16 protein-coding genes and 1 pseudogene are annotated in these 19677 nt (G+C 65.1%); 5 read left to right on the top strand and 12 right to left on the bottom strand.

Annotated elements, in window-relative coordinates:
• Positions 1 to 57 precede the first annotated feature (57 nt).
• The 3 genes and pseudogenes from AC1RDJ_RS13400 to AC1RDJ_RS13390 form a co-directional block, all read right to left on the bottom strand.
• The gene (locus AC1RDJ_RS13400; RefSeq protein WP_493027682.1) at positions 58 to 444 is read right to left on the bottom strand and encodes a DUF2946 domain-containing protein; all 387 of its coding nucleotides are present in this window, start codon (positions 442 to 444) and stop codon (positions 58 to 60) included.
• Between the two features lie 36 nt (positions 445 to 480).
• A complete protein-coding gene (locus AC1RDJ_RS13395; RefSeq protein WP_289888766.1) occupies positions 481 to 1071 on the bottom strand; it encodes a helix-turn-helix domain-containing protein in 591 nt (196 codons plus the stop codon).
• Positions 1072 to 1133: 62 nt separating this feature from the next.
• Positions 1134 to 1819, bottom strand: a pseudogene (locus AC1RDJ_RS13390) (Crp/Fnr family transcriptional regulator).
• A 141-nt stretch (positions 1820 to 1960) separates the two neighbouring features.
• On the opposite strand from AC1RDJ_RS13390, the gene AC1RDJ_RS13385 reads away from it, so the two are divergent.
• Positions 1961 to 3595, top strand: a complete 1635-nt coding sequence (locus AC1RDJ_RS13385) for an acyl-CoA synthetase (protein WP_493027681.1) — start codon at positions 1961 to 1963, stop codon at positions 3593 to 3595.
• Positions 3596 to 3604: 9 nt separating this feature from the next.
• Here the strand turns inward: AC1RDJ_RS13385 and AC1RDJ_RS13380 are convergent, their stop codons facing one another.
• The 8 genes from AC1RDJ_RS13380 to AC1RDJ_RS13345 all read right to left on the bottom strand — a co-directional run bounded on the left by AC1RDJ_RS13380 (position 3605) and on the right by AC1RDJ_RS13345 (position 14353).
• Entirely contained in the window at positions 3605 to 5017 is a 1413-nt protein-coding gene (locus tag AC1RDJ_RS13380; RefSeq protein WP_493027680.1) for an MFS transporter, read from the bottom strand.
• A 169-nt stretch (positions 5018 to 5186) separates the two neighbouring features.
• Complete coding sequence (locus AC1RDJ_RS13375) at positions 5187 to 5903, bottom strand: ribonuclease T2 family protein (RefSeq protein ID WP_493027679.1); 717 nt, start codon at positions 5901 to 5903, stop codon at positions 5187 to 5189.
• Positions 5904 to 6094: 191 nt separating this feature from the next.
• A complete protein-coding gene (locus AC1RDJ_RS13370; protein ID WP_493027678.1) occupies positions 6095 to 7195 on the bottom strand; it encodes a branched-chain amino acid aminotransferase in 1101 nt (366 codons plus the stop codon).
• A gap of 109 nt (positions 7196 to 7304) precedes the next feature.
• Positions 7305 to 7802, bottom strand: coding sequence for a Fur family transcriptional regulator (locus AC1RDJ_RS13365; protein WP_071324198.1), 498 nt, complete (start codon positions 7800 to 7802; stop codon positions 7305 to 7307).
• A 133-nt stretch (positions 7803 to 7935) separates the two neighbouring features.
• Entirely contained in the window at positions 7936 to 10269 is a 2334-nt protein-coding gene (locus AC1RDJ_RS13360; protein ID WP_493027677.1) for a TonB-dependent receptor, read from the bottom strand.
• A gap of 91 nt (positions 10270 to 10360) precedes the next feature.
• Positions 10361 to 12757 carry a TonB-dependent siderophore receptor gene (locus AC1RDJ_RS13355; RefSeq protein WP_493027676.1) on the bottom strand — a complete coding sequence of 799 codons (2397 nt, stop codon included), beginning with the start codon at positions 12755 to 12757 and terminating at the stop codon, positions 10361 to 10363.
• Positions 12758 to 12840: 83 nt separating this feature from the next.
• On the bottom strand, positions 12841 to 13851 hold the full coding sequence (locus tag AC1RDJ_RS13350; RefSeq protein ID WP_493027675.1) for a FecR domain-containing protein: 1011 nt from the start codon (positions 13849 to 13851) through the stop codon (positions 12841 to 12843).
• The gene (locus AC1RDJ_RS13345) at positions 13841 to 14353 is read right to left on the bottom strand and encodes a sigma-70 family RNA polymerase sigma factor (protein WP_071326538.1); all 513 of its coding nucleotides are present in this window, start codon (positions 14351 to 14353) and stop codon (positions 13841 to 13843) included. The genes AC1RDJ_RS13350 and AC1RDJ_RS13345 overlap by 11 nt, the downstream gene beginning before the upstream one ends.
• Positions 14354 to 14632: 279 nt before the next feature.
• Between AC1RDJ_RS13345 and AC1RDJ_RS13340 the strand changes: the two genes are divergently transcribed.
• From AC1RDJ_RS13340 to AC1RDJ_RS13325, 4 genes are all read left to right on the top strand, one after another.
• Positions 14633 to 17170 (top strand): PepSY domain-containing protein, encoded by a 2538-nt coding sequence (locus AC1RDJ_RS13340; protein WP_493027674.1) that lies wholly within the window; start codon positions 14633 to 14635, stop codon positions 17168 to 17170.
• 128 nt (positions 17171 to 17298) lie between these two features.
• Entirely contained in the window at positions 17299 to 17484 is a 186-nt protein-coding gene (locus AC1RDJ_RS13335; protein ID WP_493027673.1) for a hypothetical protein, read from the top strand.
• A 198-nt stretch (positions 17485 to 17682) separates the two neighbouring features.
• Entirely contained in the window at positions 17683 to 17838 is a 156-nt protein-coding gene (locus tag AC1RDJ_RS13330) for a hypothetical protein (RefSeq protein WP_156894877.1), read from the top strand.
• Between the two features lie 303 nt (positions 17839 to 18141).
• Positions 18142 to 18540, top strand: coding sequence for a bacteriohemerythrin (locus AC1RDJ_RS13325; protein WP_071324201.1), 399 nt, complete (start codon positions 18142 to 18144; stop codon positions 18538 to 18540).
• On the opposite strand, the gene AC1RDJ_RS13320 is transcribed toward AC1RDJ_RS13325, so the two are convergent.
• Positions 18541 to 19410: a hypothetical protein gene (locus tag AC1RDJ_RS13320; protein ID WP_493027672.1), complete on the bottom strand. Its 870-nt coding sequence runs from the start codon at positions 19408 to 19410 to the stop codon at positions 18541 to 18543. It lies immediately after the preceding gene.
• Positions 19411 to 19677 lie beyond the last annotated feature (267 nt).

Below are 19677 nucleotides of genomic sequence, written 5' to 3'. Positions count from 1 at the left end.
TTGATACAGGTTAGGACGTAGTGCCTTGGCGCATGGCCGCAGGCAGAGAAGTAGCGTTCAGGCCAGCGCGGGCGGGCCGCGCGGACTGGCACTGAGCCAGGCGAACTGCGGTTGCGGCGCCTGGTAAGACAGGGGCGGATAGCGGTCGTGGCCCGTGATGACGGCCAGCGGAGATGAGGATGGCGGCGGCAAGCCCACGCTGCCCGCGTGATTCATGCAGAACGGGCAATGCTCGATGTGGTGCAGCACGGAATCGGTGGGGGATGTGGCGGCCGGCGCCAGGTCCGCCTGCGTGTACACGGCGCCGCTGGCCGAGCAGATCTCGACGGCGGCATTGTTCGAATTCGCGTGCAGCGAGGCAAACGCATACGACAGGGAGGGCGACAGCGCATTGAGCAGTATCGCCAGGCAGGCGAACCACATATGCCACTGTTTGCGCTTCAATAAATGTCCCATGGACACGATTATAGCGGAGTATCGCTATCCGGGCGCAGGCGCCGGTCCGCGCAGAAACAGGCTGGGCCGTACACCGGCCACGTCCACGCAGGCATCGCAAAATGCGGGGATCGAGGCAAAGCCGGAGCCGGCCGCCACTTGCGCCAGGTCGCGCGCGGCCTCGCCATGCCCTTGCGCGGCCGTATGCAAGGCATGCGCGAGGCGCTGCTCGCGCACCAGGCTCAATAACGCTTCGCCTTCGGCAAACAGGCGTGCCCTGGCCTTGTGCGGCGTCACCTGCCACAGGGCGGCCAGGCGCGCCGCCGTCCACTTGCCTTGCGGCGAATGGAAGATATGCTGCGCCAGCGCCTGGCTCCAGCGCTTGCCGCCGCCGTGGCCGCCCTCCGCTTCATCGTGCTCCAGCGCCAGGGTGAACACGGCCGGCTTGCCGCGTCCCGGCATCACGTCGCAGGCAAAGCGCAGGAAGGCGGGCACGACGAAGCTGTCGCCGCTGCCCAGTTTCTTGGTGGCGATTTCATTATGCAAAGTCACAAACCCCTGGCGCACGGTGACGCGCAGCCGGAGCGGAAAGCGCAAGCCCAGCAGGTGCAAGGGATGATCGGAAACGAGGGCCATGCGTCAAGTCGGTTCAGTGAGCGAGGCGCCAGCATGCCATAGTTCGCGCCGCCAGTCTGTCATCACAGCGACGCCACGCCATAATGGCGCAAGCCATCGAGGTCGACCACGCGGATGGCCTGGTAGGCGATGCTGATCAGGTTCAGTTCGGCCAGATGGCCCAGCGCCTGGTTCACGCGCTGGCGCGAAATGCCGGTCAGCAAGCCGATTTCTTCCTGCGACAGCTCAAGCACGCTGGACGTGCGCGGGTATAACATGGGATGGAACAGTTGCGCGATGGCTTGCGCCACCTGGGCATCCACGGCAGCAGGCGCTGGTTCTGGATGGTGGCGATGAATTGCCCCATACGTTCGTTCAACTGGCGGATGACGAAGGCATTGAAGGACAGGCTTTCGGCCAGCAGCAGATGGAACAGGTCGGCGGGCACGAGGATGATGGTCGAAGCACGCACGGCCACCACGTCATAGCGGCGCAGTTCGCGCTTGAGCACGCTGCCCTCGCCGCACCAGCCGCCGGCCGGCACGCCGGAAAACGTGGCGCCGCGCCCATCCGCGTTGTAGACGGCCAGCTTGATCAAGCCCGTGTGCACGCCGATCCAGTGTTGCGACGGCTCGCCGCGCCGGGTGATGACGGCGCCCGCCTCATGCTGCCGGAGGACGCTTTGCGCGCGCAGCAGCGATTGATGCCGCGCCTCGAGGGCCAGGAACCAGTCGTGGCTGTCGAGTTCCGCTACCGCACTGCCTGTCATTTCCTTGCTGTCCATGCCATCCTTCAGTTACTGGCCTTCACTTGTCACTAAGATGACAGTGATTTTTAAGCGCCGGTGCTATGCTAGCCCGTATCAATCCCGAAACAGGGAGCTGCAGAATTTTTTTACCAGGAGACCAGCATGACACCCGATTTCAACACCGGCCTCGGCAAAAACAGCGCCAACTACGCTGCCCTCACCCCGCTCGACTATATCGCCAGGGCAGCCGCAGTATATGGCAATCGCCTGGCAATTGCACATGGCGCCGTGCGCCAGACGTGGCGCGAGACGTACGCGCGCACGCGCCGCCTCGCCTCCGGCTTGATCAAGCTGGGCGTGGGCACGGGCGACACGGTGGCCGTGATGCTGCCGAACACGCCCGCCATGGTGGAAGCGAGCTTTGGCGTGCCGATGGCCGGCGCCGTCCTCAACGCCCTGAACATCCGCCTCGACCTGGCGTCGCTGACCTTCATGCTGCGCCATGGCCAGGCGAAAGTCTTGCTGGCCGACACGGAATTTGCCGAGCTGGCGCGCCAGATGGCGGCGCAGATTCCCGGCCTGCGCGTGATCCAGGTCAATGACGTGCTGGGCCCGGAAGTGGAGGCCTTCGCCGAACTCGACTACGAAAGCTTGCTGGCCAGCGGCGACCCCGCTTACGACTGGCAGCCGCCGGCGGACGAGTGGAACGCCATCGCCCTCAACTACACGTCCGGCACCACGGGCGACCCGAAAGGCGTCGTGTATCACCACCGGGGCGCGGCCTTGAACGCGCTGTCGAACATATTAGAGTGGGACATGCCCAAGCATGCCGTCTATCTGTGGACCTTGCCCATGTTCCACTGCAATGGCTGGTGCTTCCCGTGGACCGTGGCCGCGCGTGCCGGCGTCAACGTGTGCCTGCGCAAGTTCGAACCCAAGGTCGTCTTTGACCTGATGCGCGACTTGCGCATCACCCACTATTGCGCCGCACCCATCATCCACGCGGCCCTGGCCAACGCGCCCGCCAACTGGCGCGACGGCATAGACTGGACCGTGCGCGGCATGGTGGCCGGCGCGCCGCCGCCAGCGGCCATGGTGGCGAAGATCGAAGCCATGGGTTTCGACCTGATCCACTCGTATGGCTTGACGGAAGTGTACGGCCCCGCCGCCATCTGCGCCGAACAGGATGAGTGGGCCGTCCTGTCGCAGGAAGAGCGGGCCGTGCTGAAATCGCGCCAGGGCGTGCGCTACCACCTGCAAAGCGCCGTGGCCGTGATCGACCCGGAAACCATGGAGCACGTGGCAGCCGACGGCGAACAGATCGGCGAGATTATGTTCCGTGGCAACATCTGCATGAAGGGGTATTTGAAAAATGAAAAGGCGACGCAGGAAGCGTTCGCCGGCGGCTGGTTCCACACGGGCGACCTCGGTGTCATGTATCCGGACGGCTATATCAAACTGAAGGACCGCAGCAAGGACATCATCATTTCCGGCGGCGAGAATATTTCCAGCGTGGAAGTAGAGGACGCGCTATACCACCACCCGCAAGTGCTGGCCGCCGCCGTCATCGCCCAGCCGGACGAAAAATGGGGCGAAACGCCATGCGCATTCGTCGAACTGCGCGAAGGAGCCACGGTGACGGAAGCGGAACTGATCGCCTTCTGCAAGAACAAGCTGGCCGGCTTCAAGGTGCCGAAAGCCATTTATTTCGGCCCCCTGCCCCGCACTTCGACGGGCAAGATCCAGAAATTCGAATTACGCAAGCGCATGCAGTCGGACAAGGCCATCGACGTCTGAGCGATCCCGTCAGTCGCGCTTGCCGGCCAGCCACGCCGGCTGCGCCACCGCCAGGCGCGCAAAGCTGGCGATGCTGGCCACGGCGGCAAAACCTGCCGCCAGGCACAGCGCATACGTCGTGCCGCGGCTGGCGGAAACCGTGAAGCAATACGCGACGAGCGCGGCGCCCGTGGCTTGCCCGATCAGGCGCGACGTGGCGACCACGCCGCTGGCGCCGCCGGCCCGCTCGGGCGGCGCGCTGCCCATGATGGCTTTCAGGTTGGGCGCCTGGAAGAAGCCGAAACCGATGCCGCACAGGGCCATGCGCCAGCCGATGTCGAAGGCGCTCGGGTGCGCCGGTATCCATACGAGTGTCAGCAAGCCGCCGGCCAGCACCGCCAGGCCGATGCCGCCCAGCACGCCGGGCGCATAGCGGTCGCTGAGGCGGCCGGCCACGGGCGCCATCACGGCCACCAGCACGGCCCACGGCGTCATCAAGAAACCCGTCTCGATGGGCGAGCGGCCCAGGGTCACTTCAAAATAAAACGGCAGCGACACGAACGCCAGCCCCTGCGCGGCAAACGTGCAGATGGCCGTCAGCGACGACAGCAGGAACAGGGGACGGCGGAACAGGTCGATCGGCAGCATGGGCGCCGCGTGCCCCGCCTGGCGGCGCAGCAACAGGACAAAGAAAATCACCACGGCCACCAGTTCCGGCAGCAAGGTGGCAACCGGCGCGTGGTGGGCGGCGTCGCCAAACAAGAGAATCAGCAGGCCGAAGGCGCCCACGTTGTACAGCGCCGTGCGCAGGTCCAACGTGTGCCCGGAAAGCCGGGTCGCCGGCAGCATGCGGCTGGCCAGCAGGAAACCGAGCAAGCCCAGCGGCACATTGATGGCAAACAACCATGGCCACGACGCCGTCGCCAGGATCAGCGAGGCGGCCGTGGGTCCGACGGCGAAGGCGACAGCCACCACCAGCGCATTGTTGCCGAACGCCCTGCCCAGCAAATGCTTGGGATACAGGGCGCGCAGCAGCGCCGTATTGACGCTCATCATGGCGCTGGCGCCGACGCCTTGAAATAGCCTTGCCACCACCAGCGACGGCAAGGACCACGCCAGCGCGCAGGCCAGCGATGCCAGGGTGAACAGAACCATGCCGGAGATAAACACACGGCGGTAGCCAACGATCTCGCCGAGCGCGGAAAACGGCAGCAGGGTCGCCACCATCGCCAGCTGATACACATTCACGATCCACACCGAGGCGGCCGGCGTCGTGTGCAGTTCGCTGGCGATGGCCGGCAAGGCCGTGTTGGCAATCGCCGTGTCGAGCGACGCCATGCCCACCCCGATGGCCAGCGACAGCATGGCCCACAACCGCGCATTGGGCGGCAAGCCGTCCTCACCCACCGGGACGGCTGGTCCCCTGTTTTGCTTGAACATCATTGATCCGATACGAATGCCATGCCGCGCCGCCAGCCACGCTTACGCCGGGCATCTTCTTGTTAGCGGCCAATCATGTGGCCGCAGGCAAGACACTAGCATGGATGAACGGAGTCTGCCGGACAGCCCCGCCGTGGGCCGGGCTGCCTGTTATCGGATGGCTACGCGAATTTCATTTCTTGCAATCGATGACTTTAAAATCTTTCGAATAGCAGATACGCAACTCGCCCGAGTGCTTTTCATAGCCGAGCCAGCGGCCTTTCAGCTGCGGGTTATGCTGCTTCATCCACTGGAACAGCACGTTTTTCGGCATGGTACTGTCTGGCAACTTCAAGGCCTGGAACAGTTCGCGCTCTTTCTCGAAATACTGCTTGGCCGTGTCGAAGTCGCAGGCGCCATGCTTTTCCCATTCGCCCTGCAGCAAGGCTTCGCCCGGCTGCATGCACATGTAGGGCAGGATGTCCGACGGCGCCAGCTTCGGCAAATTGCCCTTGCAATAGCGCGGATGCAGTTCCGTCTTGCGCGGCGGCGTCACGGAAATATCGTCGCAGCTGGCCGGATTGTCCGACTGCGCCCACAAGCCATGCACGATCCAGCCGAAGTGATTGCTCTCGGCGCACTGGAAGGCGGCCTTCTTTGACACTTCGCCACGGCGGCGCTGGCTGTCGCAAAAGCCGGGCGACCACGACAGCGCCAGCATGAAGTAGTCGGTGGGCACATTCGTGCTTTGCTTGTAGCACGTGTTTTTCTCATCCGACGGCTTGACGTCGTAATCGTAGTAGCTGACGTTGCGGGGAATGGCGCACGTGGCATCGGCCGCGTGGGCGGCACCGGCGGACAGGCTGAGGAACACGGCGGCCAGCGCGGGCAAGACAGAGCGGATTTTCATCGAGTTTCCTTCAGGATATAAAAACGCCGGCAACACAGTGCCGGCGCGCTCAAAACGAACAACATCAGTCACGACACCTGACAACACCGTAGCGAGCGGCAGTGAGGCTCGGCGCCCCCTTGCGGCCAGGAAGCGCAACCGTACTCTACCGCAAAGCGCGCCGCGCAGCAGGCTTGCTCAGCTGGCATCTACTAGCAAACGGTATGCATCCAGCCATGCGTATCGGGCGCCGTGCCATGCTGCAAGCCCAGCAGCGCTTCGCGCAGGGCCAGGGTGACGGCGCCATTTTCATTGTGGTTGATGGTCATTTCAAAGCCGTTGGCCTTGGCCACGCCCACGGGCGTGATGACGGCGGCCGTGCCACAGGCGAACACTTCGGTCATGCGGCCCGAGGCGATATCGTCGCGCCATTGCTGGACGGACAATTTACGCTCTTCCGTGGCATAGCCGAGGTCTTTCGCCATTTCCAGCAGGCTGCGGCGGGTGATGCCTGGCAGCAAGGTACCCGTCAATTCCGGCGTCACGACGGTGACTTTTTCGCCATCCTTGTAGACGAAGAACAAGTTCATGCCGCCCATTTCCTCGATGTACTCGCGGTGCACGGCGTCGAGCCACACGACCTGGTCGCAACCTTTCTCTTGTGCTTGCGACTGGGCCATCAGGCTGGCCGCGTAGTTGCCCGCGCACTTAGCTTCACCAGTGCCGCCCGGCGCGGCGCGCACGAAGTCTTCGCTGATCCACACGGTGACGGGTTTCACGCCTTTCGGGAAATAGGCGCCCGCCGGCGAGGCGAACAGCACGAACAGGTATTCTTCCGATGGACGCACGCCCAGGTAAGGGTCGGTGGCGATCATCAGCGGACGCATGTACAGGCTTTCGCCCGTGTTCTTCGGCACCCAGTTGCGGTCTTGCGCAATCAGCGCATCGCCCGCTTCCAGGAACAGCTCGACAGGGATGGCCGGCATGGCCAGGCGCGCGGCGCTGCGGTTGAAGCGCTCGGCATTTTGTTCCGGACGGAAAGTCTTGATGCTGCCGTCAGGCTGGGCAAACGCTTTATACCCTTCGAAGATGGCCTGGCCGTAGTGCAGGGACGAGGCGGACGGGTCCAGCATCAGCGGGCCGTAGGCCTTCAGTTCGCCTTGCTGCCACTTGCCGTCGCGGTAAGGAATCACCACCATGTGATCGGTGAAGATGCGGCCGAACGCAGGGTTGACCATGCGCGCGGCGCGTTCGGCGTCGGACAAGGGGTGGGCGGACGGGGTGACGACGAGATTCGGTGTGGAAGTGGTCATGGCAGCAGGGAAACGAGTAAAGAGTATCCCTATTGTAGCGCCTAATGCGCGCGCCGAGGAGGCGGCGCGGCCGCCTGCCATTGTTGCGCCGCGCCAAACAGCGGCGCCGTCAGCAGGCCCGCAACGGCCTGCCCCGCCCCGCCTGCGCTTCCTCGGCGCAATGGCTGCAGCGCATCTGCACGGACACCACGTTCGCGCCGATTTCCATGCCATGCGACACGGCCGCCTGGCGCAGCTGCTCCACCAGCGGCGCATCCTGCACCAGCACGCTGCGCTCGCACACGCGGCACACCAGGTAACAGCTGTCCGCCTCGACATGCTCGGGCTTGATCAGATAGCGTGCCTTGTTGCCGCTGGCACTCGCCTCGCGCTCGCGCAACAGCAAGCCCGCCTGTTCCATTTCCTTGAGCACGCGGTAAATCGTGCCCAGGCTGACGGCGATGCCCATGTGCAGCAGTTGCTGGTAAATGCCTTCCGCATTCATCGCCTGTCGCTGCGTGCCGGCCAGCACTTGCAGGATGCAGACGCGGGCACTCGTCGGACGCAGGCGCGCGCCGCGCAGGCGCTCGAACACGCGGCCACCGTCCTGGTATTGAATGTCTTGCATGGAATTCTCCGCTTGTGCGTTCAGCTCTACTGTCATTGCCAAGCGAGAACGTCAAAAGGGAACCGGGGAATGAAAAAAAAGCGCCATTCCATCCACTGGAACGGCGCCTTGCGCTACATCAGACGGTCAAGCATCAGAACTTCATGTTGGCCGTCAAGGTTGCCGAGCGGCCTGGCGCCACGCCGGCGTAGTGCGGCGACGAGACCTTGTCGAAGTACAGCTTGTTCGTCAGGTTCTGGATGTTCAGCTGCAGGGTCACATTGCGGCTGACGACATAGCTGGCCATGGCATCGAAGCGCGTGTAGGCCGGTGCATACTTGTTGTTGGCCACCGAGGCGTAGACCTTGTCGACGTAGTTCACGCCGCCGCCCACGGTGATGGCTGGCGTCACCGCATACGAGGTCCACAGCGAGGCGCTGTTTTTCGGCGTGGTGGGGAACTGGTTGCCGTTGTATGGCGATGGCGCATACACGGGCACAGCCGTCGTGCCCGTATTGACGTAACCATTGTTTTCCACGATGGCGTTCAAATGCGTGTAGCCGCCGAACACCGACCATTCCTTCGTGATATTGCCGCTCACGCCCAGCTCGATACCCTTGACTTGCTTGTCGCCCACGTTTTGCGTGGTGCCGTCCGGCGCCGTCACGCGCGCGTTGCTCATGTCGCTCTGGAAATAGGCGCCGCTGAGGGACAGCCGGCCGCCCGGCAGCACTTCCCATTTCGTGCCCAGCTCGAAGCTCTTGCTCTCCTGCGGCTTCAGGTTCTGGATGGCGACCGTCAAGCCGTCGATGCCGTCGCCGCCGTCATTGCCCGGTGGCGTGGACGAGGTGCCGTAGGAAACATACACGCTGCTGTTGGTCGATGGCTTGTACACCAGGCCCGCCTGGTAGCTGGCGAACGTGGCGTGCACCTTGGCGCTGCTGGCGGCGGTGACCTTGTTGTCGAGCGTGTATTGCGGCGTGTTCAGCGAACTCTTGTAGTCATCCCAGCGGATGCCCACGTTGAGCAGCCATTGCGGCGTGAACTCCAGCGTGTCGAAAGCGTACACGGAGCGCGTGTTGGTGACGATGTTCGTGCGGGCTGGCGACACCGTGCGCGTGTAGACCCACGGGTCATTGGCGTTCGGGTTGAGCAAGGGCGCGCAGTTGTACAGGGTGGCCGCGCCATAGGTCGGGCAGCTGGAGCCGACTTTTTCCAGCGGGTTGTTCGTCCCCGGGCTGAACAGATAAGAGCTGCGGTCCGTTTCTTCGCGGCCGATTTCCAGGCCCAGGGTATAGGTGTGCTTCACGCCGCCGGCCAGGAATTCGCCGCCCAGGCTGGTCGCATTGGCCAGCGCATCCGTGTCGGTCGTGCGCGTGTTGGCACGGCGCCAGACGGTGCCGTACAGCATGGTGTTGCCCTTGGAATCGTCGGGCTGGGTCCACACGTAGTCATTGCTGGTCTTGCCGTAACGGGTCACGTTGCGCAGAACCAATTTATTACCGAAGTCGTGGCGCACGTCGATGGTGCCGATATCGCTCTGCGTGTCACGAAAATCGCGGTTCACCAGGCCATAGAAGGTCTCGCGCGGCACGTTGACGGGCGTGCCGTTGCCGTTTTTCGATACGTTCGCGCCCGAGGAGAACGGGTTGTTGAACGGCAAGCCAGTGTCCGGCAATTCGCTCGACTGCATGTGGTAGTAGCTGAGCGTCGCCTGGGTGGCCGATTTCAGGCCGAAGGTGATCGACGGCGCGATGCCCCAGCGGTCGCCATTGATGTAGTCGCGGCCGGCAACGTGGGCGTCATGCGCCATCACGTTCAGGCGCACGGCCACGTCGTCGCTGATGACGCGGTTCACGTCGGCCGTGGCGCGGCGGTACTTGGCGCTGCCCAGGCCCACGCTGGCATTGGTGAAGTTGTCGACTTTCGGCGTCTTGCTGATCAGGTTGACGCCGCCGCCCGCAGACGAACGTCCACCGTAGGCCGAGTTCGGCCCCTTGACGACTTCGATTTGTTCCAGCGCAAAGATTTCACGCGATTGCGACCCCGTGTCGCGGATGCCGTCGATATACGTGTCCGTTTGCGCGTTGTAGCCGCGGATAAACAGGTTGTCGCCCACGGGATTGCCGCCTTCGCCGGCGCCGATGGTGATGCCCGGCACGGTGCGCAATGCGTCCGTCAGCGAGACGGCGCCCGTTTGCGCAATGATTTCGGCGGGAATGACCGTCACGGATTTCGGCGTGTCGAGCAGCGGCGCCGTCAGCTTGTCGCTGGCCGATTTGACGGGCGCCTGGATCAGGCGGTCAGCCGTGCCGACGACCTTGACTTCCTGCAACTGCTGCGGCTTGTCCGTCGTTTGCGCGTGCAGCGCCAGCGGCATGGCCAGGGTGGCAAACGCGGCCAGGACCGTGCCATGCAGACGCGGCGTGGAGGTGGTCTGGTGCTTGCGGCTGCGGATGGTAACGCCCGCTTTGTCTTTCGATGTCATCGCTATCTTTCAATCTATCGGATGGAATAAGTTGGCTGGCTACTGCCCCCCGGCAGTTGGCTGGCTCGTTGATTGCTTGGGTACTACAAAACTAGAACCGCCACCGCGCCGTCATGCGCAGCGCCCGGGGCGAGCCGGGCGCGATGTTGTCGTTGCTGTGGGCGGAGGCGACATATTTTTTATTGAACAGGTTTTCCACATTCAGCTGCAGCTGGAAAGGACCTGGCGGCTTGAAGTACACGGCGCCGTCGAAGCGCGTAAAGCCGGGCAACGCCACCGTGTTGGAGACGGAGGCGAACACGGCGCTGCGGGCGATCACGCCCAGCGCGGCGCCCCAGGCCGGCGAAAAATCGTAGCGGTTCCACAGTGACAGGCTGTGCCTGGGCACGTGCGCCACCGTGGCCCCTTCCAGGGCGGTGGCCGATTGCGTGGCCGTCAGCACGGCGCGCTGCCACGCATAGCCGCCGGCGATGCTCCAGCCAGCTTGGACCTTGCCGTTGACTTCCAGTTCCAGGCCTTCGCTGCGCTGGCCGTCAACCAGCATGGCCCGCGTCGCGTCCGAGGGGTCGGTGACGGCGACATTGCTGCGCTCGAGCCGGTACAGTGCCGCGCTGGCCGTCAAGGCCGGCGTGACATCCCACTTGGCGCCCAGTTCCACGTTGCGAAAGCGCTCCGGCTCGAACACGGCGTTACTGGGCGTTAACGACGCCAGCTGTTCGCCCGCGCGCGGCAGGAAGGACTGGCTCGCGCTCGCATACAGCGACAGCGCGGGAAACGGTTGATAAATGAGGGCGGCGCGCGGCGACCACGGCGTATCCGCACGGGCGATGCGCGCGCCATTGCGGCGGTTGACGAAGTCGACGGCAAAACGCTCGTAGCGCAATCCCGCCACGGCCTGCCATTGCGGGTTGAAGCGCAGCTGGTCTTGCAGGTAGATGGCGGCCGTGTCCGCCACGCCGTGGTTGTCGGCATCCGTGGCGCTGGGGCGGAAGGTCACGGGCAAGTCCGTCACCGGGTGCGCCGTGGGCAGGCTGATGTGCGTGACGTTGTCGCCCAGTGTCGTGAAATAGCCGGTGTTGCGCAGATTGTCCGTCGTCTGGCGGCCCAGTTCCAGGCCCGCCGTCAGCCGGTGCCGCAGTGCGCCCGCCCTCACGGTCCATTCCACGTCCGTCTGGTTGAACAGGTTGCGCCGCACGGTGGCGCTGTTGTAGGCCAGCACGGTTACGCTGGCACCATCCGCGCTGACGGGACCGGGAAAGGCATTCTGGTACAGCTTGTCGTAATCGGCCAGGCGTGTGCGGTTGCGCACGCTTGCACCGCCGCCCAGGTCATGCTCGATGGATACGCCCAGCGCGTCGATGTAGGCCCACGACGGGCTGCTGCCGGCGATGCCGAAAAAAGTGGACGGGGCCGTCTCGAACGGCCGCCCCTGGTAAGAAGGCACGCCCCGGTCCGTCACGCGGTCGTCGCGAAAGCGTTCATAGCTGGCCACTACGCTGGTGCGCGGCGACAGACGCCAGGCCACGACGGGGTTGATGGCGCTGCGGCGCACGTTGACGCCCTGGCGAAACGAATCGCTGTCTTCCGCCATGGCATTGACGCGCACGGCCACATCGCTGCCGAACGCGTGCTGCAAGTCCAGCGCCGCGCGCCGGTTGCGCCAGGCGCCCAGGCTCACGCTCGCTTCGCCATCATTGATCCATTGCGGCTGCTTGGTGGCGCGGTTGATGACGCCACCGCCGCCGCCGCGACCAAAGACCATGGCGTTCGGTCCCTTGATGGCTTCGACCCGTTCGATATTGTAGAAATCGCGGTAGTACTGCACGTCATCGCGCATGCCATCGAGATAGAAGTCCGACGTCGAACTGTTGCCGCGCATCACGGCCGTATCGCGGTTGCCCTCGCCTGCCGCCGTGCCCACGCCCGGCATGTAGCGCATGGCGTCGGCCAGCGTGCGCATGTCCTGGTCGCGTATCAGTTCGCCGCTGACGACGCTGATGGCTTGCGGCGTGTCGCGCAAGGCCGTGTCGTTGCGATGCGCGGCGGCCGAGCCGGCACGGCGGTAGCCGTCATCATTGCCTCCCTGCACGGTGACGGGCGCCAGCACTTGCAGGCCGGCCCCGACTCCATCGAGGTCGGTGCGCAGGGGCGCGGGCGCCAGGCGGACGATGTAGCTGCCATCGGGCAATTGCACGGCCACCAGGCCTGTGCCCGCCAGCAATTGCTGCAAGCCCTGGCCCGTGGCCACGGTGGCGTTCAAGCCGGCGCTGCGTTTGCCCTGCGTCAAGCCGCCTTCGGCCGACAGCAGGATTCCCGCCTGGCCCGCGAACTGGCGCAAGGCCTGGCCCAGCGGCGCGGCGGCGATGCGGAAGCTGCGCAGCGTCTCTTCCGCCGCCGGCGCCATGGCAGGCGCGGCCAGCAGCGCGACGGCCACGGACAGCGGCAGTAGGCGGCGGGCAAACGGCAGATAGATGGGCGACAGCGGCACGGCATTCCTTATTGAAGTTGAGCAAGCTACTTCTACCTTGCCAAACAACTTTTCAAAAGGGGAACCGCATCTGGAAAAATATTTTATTTATTCTGTGGCAAGGGTTCGACGGTGACCCACCAGTCATGCAGGCGATGAATTCTGACCGGCAAGGTCGCCTCCAGCGCGGCCAGGATGCGGTCCGTGTCGGCCAGCGGATAGCTGCCCACGAGGCGCAGGTGCGCCACTTCCGGTGCGCAACCCAGGTGACCACGCCGGTAGCGCGACAGTTGCGCGAGGAAATCGTCGAGCCGCATCTGCTCGGGCTGCAAGCGGTACTCGATCCAGGCGGCCGCATTCGGGTCGACGGCGAACGGTTCGCCGACAGCGCCGTCGCCAAAACGCACTTGCCGGCCCGCCGGCACGATGCGCGGCGCACCGCCATCGCGCGGCGCCACCTCGACGCGTCCCTCGTAGACGGCCAGCAAGGTGGCATCGCCCTGCGGCTGCACGCTGAAGCGCGTGCCCAGCGCGCGCAGGCGGCCATGCACGGTGTCGACCACCAGCGCACGCGCCGGCTGCCGGCTGTCGCGCGCGGAAACGATATAGATTTCCCCCTCATGCAGGGCGATGCGGCGCAGATTGTCGCCGTAATCGACATCGAGGGCCGTCGCCGTGTTCAGCCACAATTGCGAACCGTCGGCCAGCGCCAGCTGGCGCACGCTGCCAATGGCCGTTTTTTCGGTCGCGTTCAGGCTGGCCACCCAGCTGCGCGTGTCGCGCCGCAGCAGCATGGCGCCGCCCAGTCCCGCCGTCAGGCACAGCGCCAGCAAGCCCTTCACGAGGCTGCGGCGCTGGGCGTCGTTCCGGCGCGGGCCCGCATCGTCGAGCGCCTGGCGCGCCGCTTCGCCAGGCAGCTGGCGAAATTCGGCGCTGACGGCTTCCACCCTGCGCCAGGCGGCGCGGTGGACGGCAGACATGGCATGCCAGCGTTCCCACTCTTGCTGGTCAGCATGGCTGGCGTCTTCGCCGCGCAGCACGGCGAACCACTCGGCCGCTTCCTGCAGGATGGCGTAGTCGGCGGATGGCTGCGCCTGAGCCGGTTCAGGTGCCATCGTCCATGCACAGCATGCATTGCAGCATGGCTTGCGCCATATACTTTTTCACCATGCGCTCGGACACTTCCAGCTGGCCGGCGATCTGCGCATAAGTAAGGCCATCCATCTGCGCCAGCAGAAACGCCTGGCGCGCGCGCGGCGACAGCGTGTCGAGCATGGCGTCGATGCGGCACAGGGTTTCGACGACGAGCGCCCGCTCCTCGGGCGACGGCGCCGTCAGCTCGGGCCGGCTGGCGAGGGCGGCCAGGAACGTGCGCTCCAGGGTCAGGCGGCGCCAGTGATTGACGAGCAAGCCATTGGCGACCGTGCTCAGGTAGGCACGCGGTTCGCGCAGGCTGTCGGCCGACTGCGTGGCCAGCATGCGCACGAAGGTGTCTTGTGCCAGGTCCGCCGCACCGTCGCGGCAACCGAGCTTGCGCCATAGCCAGTTATACAGCCAGCCATGATGGCTACTGTACAGGTCACTGAAAACGTCGAGGGAGGGAGAAATGGTGGACACGGGCAAACAAACAAAGGGGCTGCCAAACTTGCCGGTCAAGTGGGTCAGCACTGCATCATGATCACGAATGAGAATGATTTTCATTTTCACACAATTTCACGACGATGTAAATTATCAAGACGTCATCTGCAGCATGCCGGGGCGCGAACCGCGCCTTCCGCGCAACAGCTGGCCACCCTGCCATCATTTGCGAATGATTCTCGTTTGCGTTAAAATGCCAGCCTTCCACCATCGTCCCTGCCATGCCTGACGCCCATGGCTGCACTATCGAAAGCCGCCATGACCTCCTCTTCCTCCCTGCCCCAGCCGCAACTGCGCGCCGCTGCCGACGATGCGCAGGACGCCAGCCAGGCCAGCCAGGCGCCCGCCGCCAGCGCGAAACGGCGCGCATGGCACTGGAGCTGGAAGCAGGTGTGGTTTCAATTGCACTGGTTTATCGGCATCACGGCCGGCACGGTGCTGGTGATCATCGGCTTGAGCGGCGCCACGCTGGCCTTCAAGGATGAATTGCTGGACCTCATGAACCCTGGCGTGCGCCATGTCGCCGTGGAAACGCGCGCGCCGCTGACGCCGGCCCAGCTGGGCCGCCTCGCCGAGACGGAACACGGCCAGCGCGTCGCCTCGATCACCATGTATGCGGAAGCGGGCGCGGCTCCCCGTTTGTTCTTCGCGCCGAAGAACGGCCAGCGGCGCGGCGAGTCCATTTACGTTCATCCGTACACGGGCGCGACGCAGCCGGCGCTGGCGGGCGCGGGCTTTTTCGAGTGGACGGAATCGCTGCACCGCTGGCTGCTGCTGCCGCGCGATCCGGGCCGCCAGGTGGCGGGCGCGCTGGCCCTGTGCCTGCTGGGCCTGGCCTTGTCCGGCCTGTACTTGCGCTGGCCGCGCCGGCCACTGGACTGGCGCACCTGGCTCACCTTCGATCCGGCCCTGAAAGGCCGCTCCTTCCTGTGGAATCTGCATGCCGTGGCCGGCACCTGGTGCCTGGTCGTGTATGTGGCGCTGACCCTGACGGGCATCTACTGGAGCTACGATGTGGTGCGCGACCATGTCGACGCCTGGGCCGGCAAGCCGCCCCGCGTGGCGCAGGCGCCGGCGAAAAAGGGACCGGCCAGGGAGAAAAAAGACACGCCCGCCGTCGACATCGGCCTGGCCTGGAGCACCTTCCAGCAACACGCCGCCGGCTGGACCCTGGCCAGCGTGCGCCTGCCCACGCGCGCCGGCGACGCCGTGCAATTCACGTGGCTGGCCAGCGACGCGCCGCACGAGCGGGCGCGCAGCCGCCTGTCCATTTCCCCGGCCGACGGCACGATCACGGAAAACGAGCCGTACAGCCAGCAGGCGCTGGGTGCGCGCCTCGTCAACATCATTTATCCGCTGCACATGGGCACGTATTTCGGTTTGCCGGGCCGCATCATCGTCACCTTGGCCAGCCTCGGCCTGCCCCTGTTCGCCATCACGGGCTGGATGCTGTACCTGGGCCGCCGCAAGGCCAAGCGGGCCGTGCAGGCGCAGCGCGCCATGCTGGGCGCCGGCGCGCCAGGCAAGGCGAACACGGGCCTGCCCACGCTGGTGGCCTACGCCAGCCAGTCGGGCCAGGCCGAGCGCCTGGCGCTGGAAAGCGCGCGCGCCCTGCAGCAGGCGGGCGTGGCCGTCGACGTGCAATCGCTCGACCAGCTCGATCCCGCGCAATTGCGCCAGTATGAACGGGCCCTGATCGTCGCCAGCACCTTTGGCGAAGGCGAAGCGCCGGACGGCACGCGCCGCTTCGCGCGCCTGCTGCGGCAAACGGCGGGCTCGCCGCTGGCGGGCCTGGAATTCGGCATGCTGGCCCTGGGCGACCGCCATTACAGCGCCTTCTGCGGCTTTGGCCACGGGCTGGACCAGCAGCTGCGCGCGCTGGGCGCCACTGCCCTGTTCCCCCTGATCGAAGTGGACAAGCACGACGCGCAAGCGCTGGCCGACTGGTCCAACGCGCTGGCCCGCTGCAGCGGCAGCGCCATCGACGCCATCGGCGTGCAGGAAGCCGCCTCGTATGACGAGTGGCGCCTGGTGCGCCGCGTGCTGCTCAACCCGGGCAGCCTGGGCGGCGAACTGCATGAAATCACGTTGACGGGCCCGGCCGGCGCCAGCTGGGAAGCGGGCGCGCTGGCGGAAATCATTCCTTGCAATGCAGATGGCAGCGATGGCGACGCGCAGGCTGCGCCGCATGCGCCGCGCAGCTACTCGCTGGCCTCGCTGCCGCAGGATGGCGAACTGCAATTGCTGGTGCGCCAGGAACGCCATGCGGGTGCGGACAACGAGGGCCATGGCCTGGCCTCCGGCTGGCTGACGCGCTTCGCGCCGCTGGATGGCCCCATCCGCCTGCGCCTGCAAGCCAACCCCGCCTTCGCCCCGGCCCTGGCGGATGTGCCCTGCATCTATATCGGCAACGGTTCCGGACTGGCCGGCCTGCGTTCGCACTTGCGCGCGCGCAAGCAGGCGGGGCTGGCCCGCAACTGGCTGCTGTTCGGCGAGCGCCAGCAAGCCGTCGACAGCATCTGCGCCGCCGAGCTGGAAGGCTGGCTGCGGGACGGCCACCTGGCGCGCCTGGACCGCGTCTTTTCGCGCGATGACCGGCGCGAGTACGTGCAAGACCGCCTGCGCGCCAGCACGGATGACTTGCGCGCGTGGCTGGAACAGGGCGCCATCGTCTACGTGTGCGGCAGCCTGCACGGCATGGCGGCAGGAATCGATGCTGTGCTGCAAGAAATTCTGGGCCAGGATGGCGTCGACGCCCTGATGATGGCCGGGCGCTACCGCCGCGACGTGTATTGAGCCAGCACAAGGTGGTGGCCTGACCGTCCGCCAGTGTGGTCCGGCGCACAGTCAGGGCCAGCCATCGGCATACAGTGGGGGCATGGCGGCAGGTGCGCCGCCCCCACTCCCTGCCTGCGAGGTCTCCCATGAAAAACCCCTGGATGAGCATGTACCTGAGCGCCGCCAACCGCATCGCCAACACGGCGCGCGGCCACGCCACGTCGGCCGTCAAGCGCGAGGCGGCGAAGAATACCCGGCAATTGACGCAAGTGTGGTTCGATTCCTTCCTGCCGGCTGCCGGCAAGCCGCGCCGCGGTCGCAAGGCGAAATAGCGCTCCATCGGGCCACGCCGGCGGGCAGCTTGATGCAGTGCGTCACAGCAATTAGTTGAACTTTCAATCAAGTGAACTAAACTGCAAGCATGGTGATACGTAAGGCGTACGCAGTCAAAATACGTCGCCGGCTACGTAGATGGAGTGACCGGCAGGCGCCGCATCCCCGCGCCGCCACCGGGACACCGGGAGACGATCATGTTGACGCTCAAAGTGCTGGCCTGCCTTGCCCTGTCGGCCCTGTTGCTGGTTCCCCTCGTGCTCAGGGATGCCATGCAGACGTCGGCAGTGCAACAGCTGCAGGTGCCCAATGTGGATGCACAAGGCATGTTTGCCCACTGGCCCAGGCACTAAAAGACGCGCGGCTGAGAAAACACCGCTGGCCGCGTTGCCTTGACTTGCCGTACTAGCGTACTGTCTGCGTCAAGGACGCCTTGCCAGCCGCGTTTTTCAGCGGCGCTCGCTCGTGGCTTGCCTCTTTTTAAAAACCGCTTTTTTGCGGGTGGGGATGTGCTCCCCCTCTCATTTATTTTCTCCGTCTTTCCCGCGTCTCCTCTTCGTCACATTTTTGATCCAGATCATGGATTTCCACCTTCGCTGCGTCCACACTGGAACAGTCCGCCTTGCATCGCAACGGACTTAACCGGGAGTATCGGCATGGGAAAATCGCACTGGAAGGATGAGATGGCGCTGGGCGTGCCCGCCATCGACGAGGCGCACGAAGCGCTGTTTGCGGAACTGGCGCGGCTGGCGCACCTGAGCGACCAGCACTTCAGCGTGGCGTTCCGCGAGCTGATCGCGGCCGTCGAGCGCGATTTCCGCGAGGAAGAGGATTTGATGGAGCAGATCGGTTTTCCCTCGCTGGCGAACCACCGCGAACAGCATGCGCGCGTGCTCAGCGGCTTGCACCATGCGTGGGCCGCCGTCGACGAGGGCGACTTGGCACAGGGACGCCATGCGCTGTCGCTATTGCCGCAATGGCTGATCTTTCACCAGGCCACCATGGACCTGGCCCTGGCGGCGGCGCTGGAGCTCGTACAGCGCCAGCCGCAATGACTACAGCAGCAGGACCGTGGCCTGCTCGGGCAAGACGACGCGGTAATGGCCCGGATATTTATCCTCGCCATCGAAGATCTTGCAAAACACGGGCGCGTTGATATCGTTGACGGCCGGCTCGTTCATGGGCAAGGTGGCGATCAGCTGCTCCCCATCCATCAGGTGCAGTGCACCGCCCCGCTCGGCCGCGCAAAAAGCCAGCGACTGCACTTCGCTGGCGAACGGCCGCTTGTACCACGGCGTGATGGCGCGCACGGCGCGCCGCGCGTCCCGCAACACCTGGCCGACGCGCGTCACGTTCCATGCGTCGCGCGCGACGGCAGGCTGGATCACGATGTTCGCCGTCAACTCGCCCCTGCCCTTATTCACCAGGAAACTGCCATCCTGCGCGGCGATATCGTCGTTGAGGGGCACGACGAACACCCCGCCTTCGGCGACCTTGATCGGCAGCGGCGCGCCATTGCCCACCAGGGCCACGCGCACGTCGTCGATGGTCGCGCTCAGCTTGGCGGGAATCAGGCGCAGGGCCATGACCACGCTGCCGCTCGACACTTGCCACACTTTCCTGGCCGTCTGATAACTGTCCCGGTACGCCATGAAGCGCACGCGCGGCGCCTTCGCATCGCTATTGGCCGTGATCGTCACCGTTTGCGAGGGCAAGGCTTCCACGGCCGGGACTGGCACCGGCACCGCGGCGGGATCGGTCGCCGGCATAGGCGCCGCGACTGCGGCGGGCACAGGCTCGGCCACGGCGGGCGGCACGCTGGCACTGTGCTGCGGCGCGGAAACCGCCGGCGGCGGCGCGAGCTCCTGGGCCTGGCCCAGCGAGACGACACACAACCATCCTGCACAGGCTATCCATGTACGCATGCATTTCTTTCATTAAGGAAAATATTTTGTCAGCGCCTGCATTATCGCAGAAGCCCCGCCAACGCGCCGCTACCGGCCCGCATGCACTCTCTTGGTGCACACGCTTGATTATTTGGCAAATACCACTTATATTGATAATGATTCTTATTCACGAATTGTGACAGGAATCATGCACGTCCTTTCCACCGCCATGCGCAGTGGAACTGCTATCCAAGCCAGATTCCGGGCCAGCGTCATGCCATCCCCCCAGCTACTGCGCACCTCGCC

The sequence above is a fragment of the Janthinobacterium sp. GW822-FHT07H10 genome, assembly GCF_058798675.1.
The sequence above is the reverse complement of the archived record's forward strand: the minus strand, read 5'-3'. Positions and strand labels throughout refer to the sequence as shown.

What these genes read in the sequence shown, in the direction of transcription:
- AC1RDJ_RS13370 (WP_493027678.1), bottom strand. Translation starts at nt 7,195, where the DNA reads ATGACCACTTCCACACCGAATCTCGTCGTCACCCCGTCCGCCCACCCC.
- AC1RDJ_RS13340 (WP_493027674.1), top strand. Translation starts at nt 14,633, where the DNA reads ATGACCTCCTCTTCCTCCCTGCCCCAGCCGCAACTGCGCGCCGCTGCC.
- AC1RDJ_RS13325 (WP_071324201.1), top strand. Translation starts at nt 18,142, where the DNA reads ATGGGAAAATCGCACTGGAAGGATGAGATGGCGCTGGGCGTGCCCGCC.
- AC1RDJ_RS13395 (WP_289888766.1), bottom strand. Translation starts at nt 1,071, where the DNA reads ATGGCCCTCGTTTCCGATCATCCCTTGCACCTGCTGGGCTTGCGCTTT.
- AC1RDJ_RS13320 (WP_493027672.1), bottom strand. Translation starts at nt 19,410, where the DNA reads ATGCGTACATGGATAGCCTGTGCAGGATGGTTGTGTGTCGTCTCGCTG.
- AC1RDJ_RS13385 (WP_493027681.1), top strand. Translation starts at nt 1,961, where the DNA reads ATGACACCCGATTTCAACACCGGCCTCGGCAAAAACAGCGCCAACTAC.
- AC1RDJ_RS13350 (WP_493027675.1), bottom strand. Translation starts at nt 13,851, where the DNA reads ATGGCACCTGAACCGGCTCAGGCGCAGCCATCCGCCGACTACGCCATC.
- AC1RDJ_RS13365 (WP_071324198.1), bottom strand. Translation starts at nt 7,802, where the DNA reads ATGCAAGACATTCAATACCAGGACGGTGGCCGCGTGTTCGAGCGCCTG.
- AC1RDJ_RS13380 (WP_493027680.1), bottom strand. Translation starts at nt 5,017, where the DNA reads ATGATGTTCAAGCAAAACAGGGGACCAGCCGTCCCGGTGGGTGAGGAC.
- AC1RDJ_RS13375 (WP_493027679.1), bottom strand. Translation starts at nt 5,903, where the DNA reads ATGAAAATCCGCTCTGTCTTGCCCGCGCTGGCCGCCGTGTTCCTCAGC.
- AC1RDJ_RS13335 (WP_493027673.1), top strand. Translation starts at nt 17,299, where the DNA reads ATGAAAAACCCCTGGATGAGCATGTACCTGAGCGCCGCCAACCGCATC.
- AC1RDJ_RS13330 (WP_156894877.1), top strand. Translation starts at nt 17,683, where the DNA reads ATGTTGACGCTCAAAGTGCTGGCCTGCCTTGCCCTGTCGGCCCTGTTG.
- AC1RDJ_RS13360 (WP_493027677.1), bottom strand. Translation starts at nt 10,269, where the DNA reads ATGACATCGAAAGACAAAGCGGGCGTTACCATCCGCAGCCGCAAGCAC.